The sequence below is a fragment of the Chitinophagaceae bacterium C216 genome, from assembly GCA_028485475.2.
GTDB classification, from domain to species: Bacteria; Bacteroidota; Bacteroidia; order Chitinophagales; family Chitinophagaceae; genus Niabella; species Niabella composti.
The window spans coordinates 2,975,156-2,989,384 of sequence record CP144143.1 but is presented as its reverse complement, the minus strand read 5'-3'; the positions used below and the strand labels follow the sequence as shown (position 1 = coordinate 2,989,384).

18 protein-coding genes are annotated in these 14,229 nt (G+C 40.1%); 12 read left to right on the top strand and 6 right to left on the bottom strand.

The genetic code is table 11. From position 1 onward, the window contains the following. Positions 1-104: 104 nt before the first annotated feature. Complete coding sequence (locus PIECOFPK_RS12860; RefSeq protein WP_409966077.1) at positions 105-2,162, top strand: TonB-dependent receptor; 2,058 nt, start codon at positions 105-107, stop codon at positions 2,160-2,162. A 7-nt stretch (positions 2,163-2,169) separates the two neighbouring features. Here the strand turns inward: PIECOFPK_RS12860 and PIECOFPK_RS12855 are convergent, their stop codons facing one another. The 4 genes from PIECOFPK_RS12855 to PIECOFPK_RS12840 form a co-directional block, all read right to left on the bottom strand. Further along, a complete protein-coding gene (locus PIECOFPK_RS12855) occupies positions 2,170-2,532 on the bottom strand; it encodes a TM2 domain-containing protein (RefSeq protein ID WP_409966076.1) in 363 nt (120 codons plus the stop codon). Continuing rightward, a complete protein-coding gene (locus PIECOFPK_RS12850) occupies positions 2,498-2,809 on the bottom strand; it encodes a DUF2752 domain-containing protein (RefSeq protein WP_409966075.1) in 312 nt (103 codons plus the stop codon). The genes PIECOFPK_RS12855 and PIECOFPK_RS12850 overlap by 35 nt, the downstream gene beginning before the upstream one ends. A 123-nt stretch (positions 2,810-2,932) precedes the next feature. Then, a complete protein-coding gene (locus PIECOFPK_RS12845) occupies positions 2,933-4,204 on the bottom strand; it encodes an ABC transporter permease (RefSeq protein ID WP_330973876.1) in 1,272 nt (423 codons plus the stop codon). A 22-nt stretch (positions 4,205-4,226) separates the two neighbouring features. Beyond that, complete coding sequence (locus PIECOFPK_RS12840) at positions 4,227-5,159, bottom strand: ABC transporter ATP-binding protein (protein ID WP_409966074.1); 933 nt, start codon at positions 5,157-5,159, stop codon at positions 4,227-4,229. A 154-nt stretch (positions 5,160-5,313) separates the two neighbouring features. On the opposite strand from PIECOFPK_RS12840, the gene PIECOFPK_RS12835 reads away from it, so the two are divergent. Both PIECOFPK_RS12835 and PIECOFPK_RS12830 read left to right on the top strand, forming a co-directional pair. Next, complete coding sequence (locus tag PIECOFPK_RS12835) at positions 5,314-6,306, top strand: zinc dependent phospholipase C family protein (protein WP_409966073.1); 993 nt, start codon at positions 5,314-5,316, stop codon at positions 6,304-6,306. 24 nt (positions 6,307-6,330) lie between these two features. Beyond that, complete coding sequence (locus PIECOFPK_RS12830) at positions 6,331-6,825, top strand: metallophosphoesterase family protein (RefSeq protein WP_409966072.1); 495 nt, start codon at positions 6,331-6,333, stop codon at positions 6,823-6,825. Positions 6,826-6,833: 8 nt separating this feature from the next. On the opposite strand, the gene PIECOFPK_RS12825 is transcribed toward PIECOFPK_RS12830, so the two are convergent. Continuing rightward, on the bottom strand, positions 6,834-7,292 hold the full coding sequence (locus PIECOFPK_RS12825; protein WP_330973880.1) for a hypothetical protein: 459 nt from the start codon (positions 7,290-7,292) through the stop codon (positions 6,834-6,836). A gap of 95 nt (positions 7,293-7,387) precedes the next feature. Between PIECOFPK_RS12825 and rpe the strand changes: the two genes are divergently transcribed. From rpe to PIECOFPK_RS12790, 7 genes are all read left to right on the top strand, one after another. After that, positions 7,388-8,035, top strand: a complete 648-nt coding sequence (rpe, locus tag PIECOFPK_RS12820) for a ribulose-phosphate 3-epimerase (protein WP_330973881.1) — start codon at positions 7,388-7,390, stop codon at positions 8,033-8,035. A 274-nt stretch (positions 8,036-8,309) separates the two neighbouring features. Further along, positions 8,310-9,299 carry a PhoH family protein gene (locus tag PIECOFPK_RS12815; RefSeq protein WP_409966071.1) on the top strand — a complete coding sequence of 330 codons (990 nt, stop codon included), beginning with the start codon at positions 8,310-8,312 and terminating at the stop codon, positions 9,297-9,299. Next, a complete protein-coding gene (locus PIECOFPK_RS12810; protein WP_409966070.1) occupies positions 9,256-9,924 on the top strand; it encodes a YiiX/YebB-like N1pC/P60 family cysteine hydrolase in 669 nt (222 codons plus the stop codon). Before PIECOFPK_RS12815 ends, PIECOFPK_RS12810 begins: the two co-directional genes overlap by 44 nt. Positions 9,925-10,020: 96 nt before the next feature. After that, positions 10,021-10,596 (top strand): hypothetical protein, encoded by a 576-nt coding sequence (locus PIECOFPK_RS12805; protein WP_409966069.1) that lies wholly within the window; start codon positions 10,021-10,023, stop codon positions 10,594-10,596. 6 nt (positions 10,597-10,602) lie between these two features. After that, entirely contained in the window at positions 10,603-11,028 is a 426-nt protein-coding gene (locus PIECOFPK_RS12800) for a hypothetical protein (RefSeq protein WP_330973885.1), read from the top strand. A gap of 71 nt (positions 11,029-11,099) precedes the next feature. Next, positions 11,100-11,645 carry an inorganic diphosphatase gene (locus PIECOFPK_RS12795; protein ID WP_330973886.1) on the top strand — a complete coding sequence of 182 codons (546 nt, stop codon included), beginning with the start codon at positions 11,100-11,102 and terminating at the stop codon, positions 11,643-11,645. A gap of 114 nt (positions 11,646-11,759) precedes the next feature. Further along, positions 11,760-12,395: a hypothetical protein gene (locus PIECOFPK_RS12790; RefSeq protein ID WP_330973887.1), complete on the top strand. Its 636-nt coding sequence runs from the start codon at positions 11,760-11,762 to the stop codon at positions 12,393-12,395. Here the strand turns inward: PIECOFPK_RS12790 and PIECOFPK_RS12785 are convergent. Next, positions 12,388-13,152, bottom strand: a complete 765-nt coding sequence (locus PIECOFPK_RS12785) for a C40 family peptidase (RefSeq protein WP_330973888.1) — start codon at positions 13,150-13,152, stop codon at positions 12,388-12,390. The genes PIECOFPK_RS12790 and PIECOFPK_RS12785 overlap by 8 nt on opposite strands. 70 nt (positions 13,153-13,222) lie before the next feature. On the opposite strand from PIECOFPK_RS12785, the gene PIECOFPK_RS12780 reads away from it, so the two are divergent. Together PIECOFPK_RS12780 and PIECOFPK_RS12775 are read left to right on the top strand one after the other, a co-directional pair. Further along, positions 13,223-13,834 carry an RNA polymerase sigma factor gene (locus PIECOFPK_RS12780; RefSeq protein ID WP_330973889.1) on the top strand — a complete coding sequence of 204 codons (612 nt, stop codon included), beginning with the start codon at positions 13,223-13,225 and terminating at the stop codon, positions 13,832-13,834. After that, positions 13,824-14,180, top strand: a complete 357-nt coding sequence (locus PIECOFPK_RS12775) for a hypothetical protein (RefSeq protein ID WP_409966068.1) — start codon at positions 13,824-13,826, stop codon at positions 14,178-14,180. Before PIECOFPK_RS12780 ends, PIECOFPK_RS12775 begins: the two co-directional genes overlap by 11 nt. Positions 14,181-14,229 lie beyond the last annotated feature (49 nt).

The window sequence follows — 14,229 nt, the reverse complement described above, 5'->3', positions numbered from 1 at the left end:
TATGGAAGCTTAGTGCTTTACTAACAAAATTAAGCAGTACTTAGTTAATTTTATTTTCTTTGTTGGTTTAATCTTTTCAGATTTTGAACAGAGTTTTCAACAATATGTTTAGGAAAAGTAGGAGCGTCGGGCTGGGGCTGGCGTTATTGCTATCTGTTTTTAACAGTGCGGCACAGGATATGACATTCGATACCATAAAACCCCTAAGCGAGGTGGTGGTACGAGCATTTGGGCAGAAGAGAAACCTTGCAACAGGGTTGATTTCTGTAGTAGGGAACACATCCTTATCCAATAAGATGTCTCTTCTTTCCGAAATTAACACTATTCCCGGAATGCGTATGGAAGAGCGTTCTCCGGGAAGTTATCGTATCAATATTCGGGGTAGCTCGCTGCGTTCTCCTTTCGGGGTGCGGAATGTGAAAGTGTATTGGAATGGCATTCCCTTAACTGATCCCGGAGGTAATACTTACTTCAATCAATTGGCCTATAATAATTTTTCATCAATTGAGGTATTTAAAGGTCCTGCTTCCAGCATGTATGGTGTTGGAACAGGAGGTCTATTGCTGATTGAAAATGCCATCTCACCTCACACAGAAGCTTCTGTGGAGTATATTGGTGGCAGCTACGGGTTACATTCTGTTCTTGCTACAGGAAATATTGCAGGGGATAAGTTTTCAACAAAATTAACTTATGCTCATAATGAAAGTAAAGGATATCGAGAGCAGTCTGCAGTGCAGCGGGATAATCTGTCATGGATGGGTAGATGGTATATTTCAGAAAAACAAGCATTGACGGCAGCTTTGCTGTATACCGATATGTATTATCAAACTCCCGGAGCGCTTACCTTACAGGAATATCAGAAGAATCCTCGGGCGGCAAGGCCTGCAGCCGGCATATTCCCCTCCGCGGTGGAGGCAAAGGCGGCCATCTGGCAAAAAAATCTTACTGGTGGTATAACCTATGTTTATCACTTTGCTCAGAATATCACTAATCAAACTACAGTATATGGTTCCCACAATCATATTAAAAATAGTGCAGTGAGGAACTATGAAAGACGTATCGAACCGCATTTCGGAGGAAGAACACAGTTTACGTTTGAAGCACCGTTAGCCTCAGATAACAGGCTAAGAGTAGATGCCGGAGCTGAATGGCAAAAGGGCGATTATAGCATTCGAGTAAATGGAAATAATAAAGGCGTTCCCGATACACTTCAGACCGATGATGAAGTAAGTACTACCATATATAGTCTGTTTGCCCAGGTTGTCTATACCACTATGTCCAACTGGACTTATACCCTAGGTGCTAGTTATAATAAGGCCAAAGTGGGGTTTACACGCTTGAATGTGGAACCTGTACTACAACAGCCGTTTGCTTTCAGTAACGAAGTAGCGCCCCGTATCTCGGTTTCGAAAAAATGGGATAATAGGTTGACTATTCTAGGTTCGGTTGCAAAAGGATATGCTTCTCCAACTATAGCGGAGCTCTTGCCTTCAACAGGAATCATCAATACGGCATTAAAAGCAGAAGAAGGATGGAATTATGAACTAACGGCGGAGAAATATCTTTGGAATGAATTGAGATTACAGGCTACGGGTTTTTATTTTGACATGAAAAACGGGCTGGTACAACAGCGCGATGAATCCGGGGCCGATTATTTTGTGAATGCCGGACAAATACGGCAGCGTGGCGTAGAGCTGTTTGCTGATTATGTATTGCGACAGGAGAGATGGAAATGGTTGAATCGTGCAGTATTTACTGCGGGATATACTTATAGCTATTTTAAATATGGAACTTTTCTTAAGGAGGGTAATGATTATTCCGGCAAACAACTTCCCGGAGTACCACGTAGCTCAGTAACACTAGCTGCCGATATGGCTATGGCGAATAGGTTTAGTCTCAATGCTACTTATTATGGGGCCTCTAAAATATTTGTCAATGATGCGAATACGGCTGTCGCCAACCCTTATCATTTATTAGGCGTTAAGTTAGGTTATCAACTAGTAATTGATAAGTTAAATATTAAGCTATACTTAGGAGGTGATAACCTCTTGAATGAAAATTATAGCTTAGGAAATGACATTAACGGGGCAGGGGGGAGATATTATAACGCCGCTCCCCGTAGAAATGTGTACGTAGGAGCAGCGATTAGTTATCGGAAATAAGCCCATTTTATTTAAATACGGCGGTAGCCAAATTGGCAGTCTCGTAAGCCATTTTTATATTGTAGTCCATGGTGAGCTTTTTGATGTTCACCAGGTCGACAATAGTGCCAATAAAGCAGAGACCTGCAGTAAAGAAGTATAAGATACCCAGTCCGATATCACCAGTGATAATTCTGTGAATACCGGCTACGCCTACAAAACCGAGTAATGCAAAAACCAGCATCAGTGTGCGATCTTTCCTTTTACCCTGGTAAATTACCAGAAAAGTTTGTTGTTGCTGCTCGGTCATATTTTCCGTAAGGTGCAGGAGCGCTGCCATTTCCTCATATTCTATATCAGGAAACATTCTTAGTATTTGTTGCTGGTCCATAGTGAGTGGTTTTGTTGATTGTATAAATAGATTTACAACTCTGGTAGAAGAGAATCAATGTTGCCGGTATTCCCAAGATGTGTTCCTGAAACGACTTTTCAAATTCAAAGTGCAGTGCGTAATGAATAGCATGCCCTAATCCACAACCCGGGCACCAAGTGATTCCCATATTTTTCAGAAGACAGAGCGAAGTATCATTTACATTCATTACGCCCAATAATATAAGGGTGCCGTTCCAAATAATGACTTCACTGTATTTTCTGAAAAACTGTAACATTGATTTGTTTAGATTTCGTAATGTAAAATTACAGCTCGCAGCTCCCCCTACATAATACGCATCGGTAAACGGGTGTAAAAAGACGGTAAAGCCGGTTGAATCCCAAGGTTAAATACGTAAATATTACTTGCGCATCGCCCATTTTAGCATTTCCTTCCAGGTAGGTTTTTTACCATACATGAGGATACCCGTGCGGTAAATTTTACCCGCAAACCATACCATGAATAAAAATGATGCCACCAATAATGTCATGCTCAGCGCAAGCTGTCCGTAAGTAACGGTTCCCGGAATTCCATAAGCCACTCTGGCCATCATTACAATAGGAGAGGTAAAAGGAATGATACTCGCCCAAACAGCTATAGGGCTAGTGGGGTCATTCATCGCTATGGTCAGCAGAAAAATGGCAAATATGATGATTAGTGTAATCGGAAATGAGAGTGACTGCGCTTCACGTACATCTTCGTTAATTGCACTACCGATAGCTGCATACAATGAGGAATAGAAGAAAAAGCCTCCCAAAAAATAGAATGCAAACAGGAACAATAGCAAGGGCATATTAAAGCTGGTAAAGAACTTCTGCACACTTGCAACAGCTCCGGCCAGCTCCGAACTCGTATTGCCTGCAATTTTAGTAGCATTAAACACTACTAAAGCAAATACAATCCATAGTAGAAACTGGGTAAGTGCTACCAGTGCAATTCCTACTATTTTCCCCAGCATGAGCTGAAAAGGCTTTACTGAGGATACCATTACTTCGGCAATTCTATTGGTTTTTTCTTCCATTACTCCCATCATTACCTGTGAGCCATATATGAGCAGTATAAAGTACACCAGAAAGCCTGCTGCATATCCTATGATCATTGCATAAGTTCCGTCTGCACTTTTGTCCTGCTGGTTTTCTGCAAGTACTATAAGCTTGCTTCCTGTGAGTGCTACACGTTTTTCTTGGTCAATTCCTAGTTCCTCGTACTTGATATCGTTCCATATATTGTTAAGCTTGGACTGTACTCCGGCAATTAATCCCAGTGTTCTGTTGGATTTCACTACGATGGTTTGGGGAGTGGCAGCAATCATAATGTCTTGGGGAATTACAGCATATGCATCGTATCCTCTGCTTTCAAAATCGTTGGCGAGTTGGGCTACATCTGTTGTTTCCAGAATGAGCGTATTCGATTTGTCCTCTGCATTTACTTTATCTATTTTTTGTTGGGTGAACTTGCCCGAAGAGTCTACCAATGCAATCTTCAATTTGGAAGAGGCTTTTTGCCCGATATAAGCAGTGCCAAATACCAACCCGAGATACAGCAGTGGAAAAAGTAAGGTGGAAATAATAAAGGATTTTTTTCTTATTCGGGTGAAATATTCTCGTTGTATGATTAAAAATGTTTTGCTCATATGTTAGTTTCAATTAGAAAGATTAATTAACGTTCTGGAATTGGCGTGATACAGGGGTGTCTTTAACTAGACTGATGAAAATATCATTCAGGCTAGGCAATATTTCCTTAAAAGCATTGATTTGGGCACCTTGTTGTATCAAATACTGCAAAATTGTATTATTTGTTACGCCATCACGTTTTTGAACAACGATGGATTGAGCGTCCTGTTCTTTAATTTCAAATATGGTGCTGTCTGCAATGATAGAAATATCATTCTCAAAAGCAATCTTGTAGATATGTTGTTTGAAATCATTTTTCACCTGCTGTACTGTGCCGTCAAGAATTTTTTTCCCCTGATTGACTAGCACAATATGGTCACAAATTTCTTCCACTTGCTCCATCCTATGGGTGCTAAATATTATTGTAGCGCCATTTTGGGCCAAATTATATATTTCGTCTTTTATGAGATTGCTGTTTACCGGATCCAGTCCGCTGAAAGGCTCGTCCAGTATAATGAGCTTAGGATTATGTAGGATAGTGGTGACAAACTGCAGTTTTTGTTGCATACCTTTTGAGAGGTCTTCTACTTTCTTGTTCCACCAACTTCCCATCTCGAACTTATCGAACCAAACTTTTATTTTTTCGAGCGCATCCTTTTTGCTAAGTCCTTTGAGTTGTGCCAGATAAAGGGCATGCTCGCCTATTTTCATTTTTTTGTACAACCCTCTTTCTTCGGGCATATATCCTATATGCACAATGTCGTGTGCAGGGTTGAACGGTTGTCCGTCAAAGAGAATAGTGCCGCTATCTGGGTAAAAGATACCGGTAATCATTCTGATAAGCGTAGTTTTTCCGGCACCGTTGGGTCCCAGTAATCCAAAAATCTGTCCTTTTTCAATACTGAGGCTGATATCGTCTACAGCTTTTTGTGTAGCAAAATGTTTTATAAGGTTCCGAACTTCGAGTAGCGGCATATGCTAGGATTTAGTATTATAAACAAAGATAAAGTGTGTATATAACTTTTTTGCAGTTTTAATGTAAATCCAGAGTTTTGTTTCACAATTTAGTTAACCGGGAATGGAACTAATCCTTTTTTCTCCCAAATTTGCAGGATTATTTTGAGAGATTATGCGTAATAAAAACTACTTTCTTTTTTCCCTTATCCTTATTGGTATTGTATTGATAACCTCGGCATGGGGTTTTTTGGTGCATCGAACTATCGCCCAACTGGCCATCTATCAATTGCCCAAAGCCATGCAGCCTTTTTTCTATGTGCATAAAGATTCTTTGGTGTACGGTGCTCCGCGTCCGGACGTAAGGCGTACGCAGGATAGTACAGAGGGAAGTAAGCATTATATGGATATGGAGCGTTTCGGAGATATTCCTTTCCCTGAGGTGCCCAGAGATTTTCAGGAAGCTATAGCAAAATACAGCCTTGATACGCTTAACAAATACGGTACGCTGCCTTACGTAATAGAGGCGTATCTGGAAAAACTGACCCAAGCGTTCCGTTCCCAAAAACCCGATAGTATTGTGTTTTATGCGGCTGACTTGAGTCATTATATTGCAGATGCGCATGTACCGCTACATACTTCCATTAACTATGATGGTCAGCTTACCGGACAGCATGGTATTCACGATTTATGGGAAACCACTGTGCCTGAAGCAGTGATCACAAGTTATAACCTGAGTTCGCGTCATAAAGCCAGATATATTGCTGATCCCAAGGACGAAATATGGAAGATTATTCAGCATACGTTTTCTCTACTTCCCGAAATGTTCGAAAAAGAGCGTGAAGTGTCCAAAAACTTTACCGATTCTACCAAGTATAGATGGGAGTTCCGTTGGGGTAAAAATCGCAGATTCTATACAGAAGCATTTGCTCGAGAGTACTCTAAGGCGTTAAAATCTTCCATCAATGACCAGTTGATAGCGTCTTCCAATGCTGTGGCCGATTTCTGGTATACGGCTTGGGTAAATGCCGGTAAACCTAATCTTAATAAATTGATAGAGGAGGGTTATAATAAGCGAAGCCTGAAGCAAGAGAAAAAGGCTTTCAAAAAAAATGAGCTAATGGAAAAGAAAATCCTTATTGCCACCCAAAGGATGACTAAAGATTAATAACCCTAACGTATAATAAACCTAATGACCCGTATCGGCCTGATATCGGATACGCACGGATTTTTGGATGAACAGGTGCTTTATCATTTCGAGCACTGTGATGAAATATGGCATGCGGGCGATTTCGGCAATATTGAGATCGCTGAGAAACTGCGGGCCTTAAAACCATTGCGAGGTGTTTATGGCAATATTGACGGAAGGGATATTAGAAACGAATTTTCGGAAGTGGCGCTTTTTAAAATTGAAAAGGTAAGGGTGATGATCAAACATATTGGAGGCTATCCGCCCCGGTATAACCCCGAAACCCGCAAACAGCTTCTCCTCGAAAAGCCGAAATTATTTATCAGTGGCCACTCGCATCTTCTTAAGATAATGTACGACGACGCCTTGCAGTGTCTACATATGAATCCTGGCGCTGCGGGCAAGCACGGTTGGCACAAAGTAAGGACTCTCATCTGTTTTACGATAGATGGGAGTGATTTTAAAGATTGTCAGGTGGTAGAATTAGGCCCCCGCTAAATCGGAAATTAGAACCAGCCCCGACCTTGTCCTATCTCTCTAAACGGCCAAGGAATAACGGCCAACATAATTATCAGTGCAATAACATAGAACAACACTGTTTTACGGTGTTTTTGTCTATCTGATATATTCTTTTTGGCATAAGAACGACCGATGTGCACTAATACAATGGCAATAAGCATTCCCGTAATATGCTCAACCGCGAAAAAACGGTATACTGGGGCCTTCATAATATCAGCCATGGGCATTTGTTGAAATAGCTTCAGCCCGAATCTGCCGGTAAACCATTGAATGAGTCCCACCAGAAAATTAAGGTCGCAAAGTGTAGTCAGTACTAGTCCTGCTGTGGCGTGGCTTTTAGTAAATGGTTTATTACCTGCACCTAGGCTTTTGAAAATAGCTATCAAAAAGAATAGCAAAATTGCCCAACGTAAAAAGCTGTGTAAATGAAGAAGGCCGGTTTGCATAGTACTCAGTAATTTGTTGAATTGCGAAAATAGGTATTTGTACGCAATTTCTTTTGATAGAAAGCGTTTACTTTGCAGCCAGTAAACCTTATTGTATGGCAATTATCGCTCCGTCTTTATTAGCTGCTAATTTTCTGAATCTGCAGGCAGAATGTGATATTGTAAACGCCAGTGAGGCAGACTGGTTACATTTTGATGTAATGGATGGCCAGTTTGTACCCAACATCAGTTTTGGACCGATGGTACTAGAGTTTGTGCGAAAAGTTGTCAAAAAAACCTGCGATGTGCACCTGATGATTGAAGATCCGGCGCGTTACGCCGAAGTATTCAAAAAGGCAGGAGCAGATCATCTTACGATTCATATTGAGGCATGTCCCAGACTGCATCAGGATATTACATATATCAAATCGCTAGGTATGAAGGCTGGTGTGGCTGTAAATCCGCACACGCCGGTTTCTATGCTAAGCGACATTTTGCATGAAATCAGTATCGTGAATTTAATGAGTGTAAATCCCGGATTTGGTGGGCAGCAGTTTATACCCTACACACTGGAGAAGATTCGGCAGTTGAAGCAAATGATTACAGAGCGCGGATTGGATGTTCTCATTGAAATTGACGGGGGTGTAACCCTTGAAAATGCTAAGGAAATACTCGATGCCGGTGCGGATGTGCTAGTGGCTGGAAGTACTGTGTTTAAGGCGAAGGACCCTGTAGCTACCATAGCTCAGTTAAAGACCTTATAATACTTGCCCTATCATGAACAATCAGCCCGATGGATTGTTACAATAGCTCAACACTGTAACGGAAGTAATACCCTATTTTGCAGTTAGGTATCAAAGCCCCATATTTTCTCAACATTTTTTTGGAAAAAAAGTATTCACAGGTGTTGAAAAGATAAATTTTATTCTTGTATTTTTTAAGATATATTTGGAATAGAAGCGCCGGAATACGTACCCTATGCACAATAGCAGCAAAAATGTTTCCGGCAAGGTAGTGTAAACATAAATCGTAAAAGCATTGACAGAAGTAATCATTAATCTCGATACCGTTAACCCGCTAGATTTCTTTGGGGTTAACAACGCCAAGCTTGATATCCTTAAGAAAAAGTTCCCGTTGCTAAAAATACTCTCACGTGGTACGCAGTTAAAACTAAGTGGTGCACCCGAGCAAATTCAAGCTGCTAAGGAAAAAATCAATCTGGTTATTGCCTATTTGGAAAGAAATGGCAGCATGAGCAACAACTATTTCGATCAGATATTAGGCGGTGATGACACGGAAGTTATCGACAACTTTATTGAGCGAAACCCTAACGAAGTGCTGGTATTCGGCCCTAATGGTAAGAGTGTTCGTGCCCGAACCGCCAATCAGAAAAAACTGGTTCAGGAAGCGGAAAAGAACGATATTCTTTTCGTGATTGGCCCTGCCGGTACCGGTAAAACGTATACAGCTGTAGCTCTGGCCGTTCGGGCTTTGAAGAATAAGCAGGTAAAGAAAATTATTCTTACGCGTCCAGCTGTAGAAGCCGGTGAAAGCCTTGGATTTCTACCCGGTGATCTTAAGGAAAAAATCGATCCGTATTTAAGACCTTTATATGATGCGTTGGACGACATGATTCCGGCTGATAAGTTAGGGTATTTCATGAGCACCCGTGCTATAGAAATTGCGCCCCTGGCTTATATGCGTGGTCGCACACTGGATAATGCCTTCATCATTCTGGATGAGGCACAAAATGCTACCGATTTGCAACTTAAAATGTTTCTGACACGCATCGGGGCTAATGCAAAAGCCATCATCACCGGCGATATGACGCAGGTAGATTTGCCCAAAAATCAACGGAGTGGATTAAAAACGGCCACCCGCATCTTGCGAAATATTCCGGGAATCGGATATATTGAGTTGGACGAAGATGACGTAGTAAGACACCGTTTAGTGAAGGCTATTATCAAAGCTTATAACGATGAGCATGAGCGTACTACGCAGGAAAAAGAAAAATATTCCAAAGATTAAAGGTATATTGCAAATACTTCAAAAGGGCGTTCGTAATTGCGGATGCCTTTTTCTTTTTTGTTTGATAGCCTGCAAATCTTCTGATAGAGAGGTTGCACAGAAAATAGCAGCAGCCAAATTGTTAATTAAAAGCGGGGATATTATTGTGCGGAATGGAAGAGACGGTGTGAGTCGCGTAGCTCGAAGTTTTAATCGAAGGGATAAAACCTATTCACATTGCGGGATTTTGCAGGTGGAAAACGACTCCGTTTTTGTATATCATGCAATAGGAGGGGGCTATAATCGCAGTCAGGCCTTATTACGCGAACCCATAGAAAAGTTTTGTCTCCCGAAAGAAGCCGATAAATTTGCAGTATTCAGATACCCTTTGAACGATGAACAAGTTAATGCTCTTACAACTGTAGTGAAAAAACACTATGCTCACAAGCTGTTGTTCGACTGGTATTTTAATTTTGATACAGATGATAGAATGTATTGCAGCGAATTTGTTTTTAAATGCATGAATGGGGTGTTGAATAATGAACTGCAAGGATTTTTGCCCCAAGAGCAGGATCCTGTATACGTGAGTATTGACGATTTATACCTGAATGATATGGCAATACTGATATTTGAAGCACAATTTTAAAATAATCCTAAACAGAATTTCAAAACACATACTTACATTTGTTTGTGTGAATCTGGGTATTTCGGTCTATGGGTCATTAACTATAATCTATTATTGATGAAAAAACAGGTATCTTTTCTATATAGTATTACGATGCTTCTTTGGTTAGCTGCTTGTAATAGTGGGGCTGTTATTCACGATCCTAATGAGGTATTGCCTTTGTTTTTTGAAAAGCTGGCAAAAAAAGATATAGATGGTGCAGCGCAATATGTTACCAACGATAGCAAGGCTACTCTAGAAATGATAAAAAAAGGTCTAGAAATTGCTGAAAGAATGAAAGACTCACTACCGGATAATGATCCTACTGAAGATTTCAGGGATGTAGTAATGGAGCCAGCGAGGATTATGGGGGACTCGGCATTTATTAAGGTAAGACATAAAAAGAAGGATGTACCACCCACCGATTTTAAACTTATAAAGCAAAAAGATGGATGGAAGGTAGATTTTTCTATGAGTACCCTTATGCGTATGGGATCGCAAAGCCTGCAGCACCCAGAGGAGGTTGTACCGGATATTTCAGAGATGGATATAGAGAGAATGCAGCAGGAGAGAGAAAAGGCTGATAGTATCCTTAGAAATGTGGATCCCAAAGTGCTTGAAGAAATTCAGAAAAATTTAGAACAACTGAAATAAAACATAATGACAAAACAATTGTTGCTATTCATAACTGTATGGGGCCTTTTGGTAGGGGTATCATGCAATAGTGGATCATCGCAGGATGAGGCCGACAGCGATCTGGATGCTGCCAGAAATTTCTTAGAAGCTTCTCTGAAAGGCAGATACGATCGAGCTGCAGATTTTATGCTGCGCGATTCCATCAATAACCAGCAACTGGATGCCGTATCGCGTATACAGCTTTCGTCCGAGGAACGGCAGGGGCTGTGGGATGCTAGTATTCATATTCATAACAGGCAGTTGCTGAACGATTCTACCAGCATTATCGTTTATTCGAACTCCTTTCATAAAGACAATAGAGATACTCTTAAAGTAGTGCGTAAGGACGGAAAGTGGCTGGTTGATTTTAAATATCTTTTTGAGTCCAAAGAAGGAGCTTTTGAAAACTAGTATATTTGCACATAAAATATAAATTATAACACTTTCATTTCCTATTGCTAATTACAAATCAATAAGGCATTATGTTAACAATTCGTCACCCCTGGCATGGAGTAAGCTATGGAACTAATGCACCAGAATATGTGAATGCGATTATCGAAATTCCCGAGGGTTCCAGATCAAAGTATGAGATAGATAAAGAAACGGGACTGTTGAAGCTGGATAGGGTCATTTACTCATCGTTCCATTACCCGGTGAATTATGGATTTATTCCGCAAACGCTGGGACAAGATATGGACCCACTGGATATATTGGTACTATGCTCACAATCCATCCGATCCCTCTGTTTGGTACAGGCGAAGGTAATAGGTAATATGCAGATGATTGACAGTGGTGAACGTGATGATAAAATTATTGCAGTTGCACTGCACGATCCTTCCGTAAGACAATACGACAATATTGACGAGCTGCCACAGCACTTTTTGCTTGAAATGCGTAACTTCTTCGAGCAATATAAAGTGCTTGAAAATAAGAAAGTAGAGATTGATACCTTTCAGGACAAAGCAACTGCGCTTCCCATAGTTTCAGAAGCTATTGATTTGTATAAACAGCATTATGTAAAGCAATAAAAGTGTTTTTTATCATACTTGAACATTATTAGCCGGCATAGAAAGCCGGCTTCGCTATATAGGGAGCAATCTATCTGAATAAAAATGTTTGTTAGGTTTTTAAAAATTAGCGCTTTGAGATATTTCTTTTACTTGATAATCTTCTTGTTAGCCGGAAAAATACTCTCGGCTCAGCAGAACTTTGTTGATGTAGTGGCTAAGTATTACAGAGTAAATCCTTTTGCAGGTTCTTTTTCTGCATTTGTAAAAGCGCTGACTACCGATCCGGAACTTTTGAATAAGACAATACTACATAAAACCGATTCCACCGGTTATTACGCAAAAGGAGAGTATAAAGTATTTAATCCATTTAGCATGCAGGCGAATAAAGTGGATATGCTTTTTTATGAAAGGGAAATGGATTTTGGTGATAAAATGCTTTCCTACTATAGCTATCAACTCACTGTTTATTTTCCTAATACGGAAGCCTATCGAAAAGCAGTAAAGAAAGACTATACAAAATTGTCCAGATTATTACAAAGAGTCTTGCCCCTTGTAGATATAGAGAGTCTTAAAGGCTTTCGCAATATCAGTGATGGAGAAACTACTACTTTTTCGGATTCCTATTTTGCAGTAAAACCGGTTATTATTAGCTGGCAAACTCTTGATAAAAGTAATCAGCTTGCACTATCTGTAGTAACCAATCTTATACATATGTATAATCGGGCTTATCCTGTAAGCAAAGATTATCTCTTGGAGGCTATTAAATAAATCTCTTAATTACCTTAAGATTATGAGTTCGCTTACCGGAGTCTACATTGACGATGCCTTTTTTATCGATGGTATCAATACGCACTTTGCCAGCCGCATGTATGATTTTATTCGATCCCAGTAAGATTCCCACATGAACGATTTTGTCATCTTCATTAAAGAAAGCTAGATCTCCTGGTTGGGCCTGCTGTAGATTTTTTACAAGAGTGCCCTTAAGCGCCTGTTGTTTCGCATCTCGAGGAATGGGCATACCTACCAATTTATACATTGTTTGGCTAAACCCGCTACAATCCACTCCTAGAACGGTCTTACCACCCCACTGATAAGGAGCATTTAACCATTGCATAGCATTGCTAATGAGTTGTTCAATTTTATTGGAAATAGTATCAGGTCGAAGGGGCTTCCCATTGAAGCTATATTCTTTTCCGGCAATGGTCCCTTTTCTATTCTTTAGATTAGGAAGTGATGCCCCTAAAGGAATTTGCATAGTTTGCCCGTTAATGCGAATGGTGGTTAAGAACTGAGGTGCCAGTAAGTGACAGGAAGAGGTTATTTCACTTTTATCTGTCAACGTAATCATATGATGAGTGAGCCATCCCTGATAACCATCATACAAACTTTCTATTTTATACCATTCGTTTTTTTGGCGGATGATTTTTACCGACTCTCCAAATAACAACTGATTGCTCATCTCAGAACGATGGTTGGGAAGCTTTCTTACAGGGGCGGCGGGCACCGTCACAATTGCATAGTTCATGATGGATATTTTATGTAAAAATAGTAAGCCACAAATATAATGTGTGGAATTTTGCAGTTAATGCATCTTAATGGTAGATTTAAATAACTTTATCAGTGTGACCACAGATCTGTATAAAGATATTAGCGATAAAGAACTGTTGGAGCGGTTTCGGCAGCATCACAACAGTGAGTGGCTCGGCATTTTGTTGCAACGGTACACTTTACTGCTATTTGGTGTGTGTATGAAATATTTGAAGAATGAAGAGGAGGCTAAAGATTGTGTCCAGCAGATATTTTTGAAGGTGATACAGGAAATACCCAAGTATGAGATTGATTATTTTAAGAGTTGGTTGTACATGGTAGCTCGAAATCAATGCTTGACTATTTTGCGCGACAGAAAAGGAAAAGTGCCCGTAGAACTACCTGTAATCAGCGACAGTACTAGAGAGGAGGAAGATGTGGATATAACAGATAAAGTGCTGGCAGATGGCCTACTTGATGAAGCTTTGAGTGAACTTAATAAGGAGCAACATGAGTGCATAACATTGTTTTATATGCAGAAAAAAAGCTACATGGATATCAGTGTTCAAACCGGTTACTCCTTACAGCAGGTTAAAAGTTATATTCAAAACGGTAAACGAAATCTACGCTTGTACATTCAGAAAAAACTCAAAACCACAAAGCTTGAAAATGGAGAATGAGTTGAATAAAATATTGCATGGGCCAAAAAAGAATGTCGATGCAGAACTTCTTCTGAAGTATCTGAATGATGAGCTGTCTAATGCCGAAAAGCATGAGCTGGAGATGCATTTACTTGATGAGGATTTTGATAATGAGGCGCTGGAAGGCTTACAGCAAGTAGCAAATAAAGAACGTATTCGTTTAATTGTAGATGGACTGAACCGTGATTTGAAGAATCGTACCAGTCGCAGAAAAAGAAGAAGAGAGCAACTGAGTATGAAGCCTTTATGGTGGCTTTATTTCTCCATTCTTATTCTACTGATCATTATTGTAATGATTTATTTATACTTACATACTAAATTTTAATAGCAGCTATATTGGCTTAGTTATGCACATAATGTTAACAAGTTCTTTA

Coding starts and splice junctions, on each gene's coding strand:
- PIECOFPK_RS12860 (WP_409966077.1), top strand. CDS start 105: ATGTTTAGGAAAAGTAGGAGCGTCGGGCTGGGGCTGGCGTTATTGCTA.
- PIECOFPK_RS12850 (WP_409966075.1), bottom strand. CDS start 2,809: ATGTTACAGTTTTTCAGAAAATACAGTGAAGTCATTATTTGGAACGGC.
- PIECOFPK_RS12805 (WP_409966069.1), top strand. CDS start 10,021: ATGAAAAAACAGGTATCTTTTCTATATAGTATTACGATGCTTCTTTGG.
- PIECOFPK_RS12825 (WP_330973880.1), bottom strand. CDS start 7,292: ATGCAAACCGGCCTTCTTCATTTACACAGCTTTTTACGTTGGGCAATT.
- PIECOFPK_RS12810 (WP_409966070.1), top strand. CDS start 9,256: ATGAGCGTACTACGCAGGAAAAAGAAAAATATTCCAAAGATTAAAGGT.
- PIECOFPK_RS12845 (WP_330973876.1), bottom strand. CDS start 4,204: ATGAGCAAAACATTTTTAATCATACAACGAGAATATTTCACCCGAATA.
- PIECOFPK_RS12785 (WP_330973888.1), bottom strand. CDS start 13,152: ATGAACTATGCAATTGTGACGGTGCCCGCCGCCCCTGTAAGAAAGCTT.
- PIECOFPK_RS12800 (WP_330973885.1), top strand. CDS start 10,603: ATGACAAAACAATTGTTGCTATTCATAACTGTATGGGGCCTTTTGGTA.
- PIECOFPK_RS12840 (WP_409966074.1), bottom strand. CDS start 5,159: ATGCCGCTACTCGAAGTTCGGAACCTTATAAAACATTTTGCTACACAA.
- PIECOFPK_RS12855 (WP_409966076.1), bottom strand. CDS start 2,532: ATGGACCAGCAACAAATACTAAGAATGTTTCCTGATATAGAATATGAG.
- PIECOFPK_RS12780 (WP_330973889.1), top strand. CDS start 13,223: ATGGTAGATTTAAATAACTTTATCAGTGTGACCACAGATCTGTATAAA.
- PIECOFPK_RS12830 (WP_409966072.1), top strand. CDS start 6,331: ATGACCCGTATCGGCCTGATATCGGATACGCACGGATTTTTGGATGAA.
- rpe (WP_330973881.1), top strand. CDS start 7,388: ATGGCAATTATCGCTCCGTCTTTATTAGCTGCTAATTTTCTGAATCTG.
- PIECOFPK_RS12795 (WP_330973886.1), top strand. CDS start 11,100: ATGTTAACAATTCGTCACCCCTGGCATGGAGTAAGCTATGGAACTAAT.
- PIECOFPK_RS12775 (WP_409966068.1), top strand. CDS start 13,824: ATGGAGAATGAGTTGAATAAAATATTGCATGGGCCAAAAAAGAATGTC.
- PIECOFPK_RS12835 (WP_409966073.1), top strand. CDS start 5,314: ATGCGTAATAAAAACTACTTTCTTTTTTCCCTTATCCTTATTGGTATT.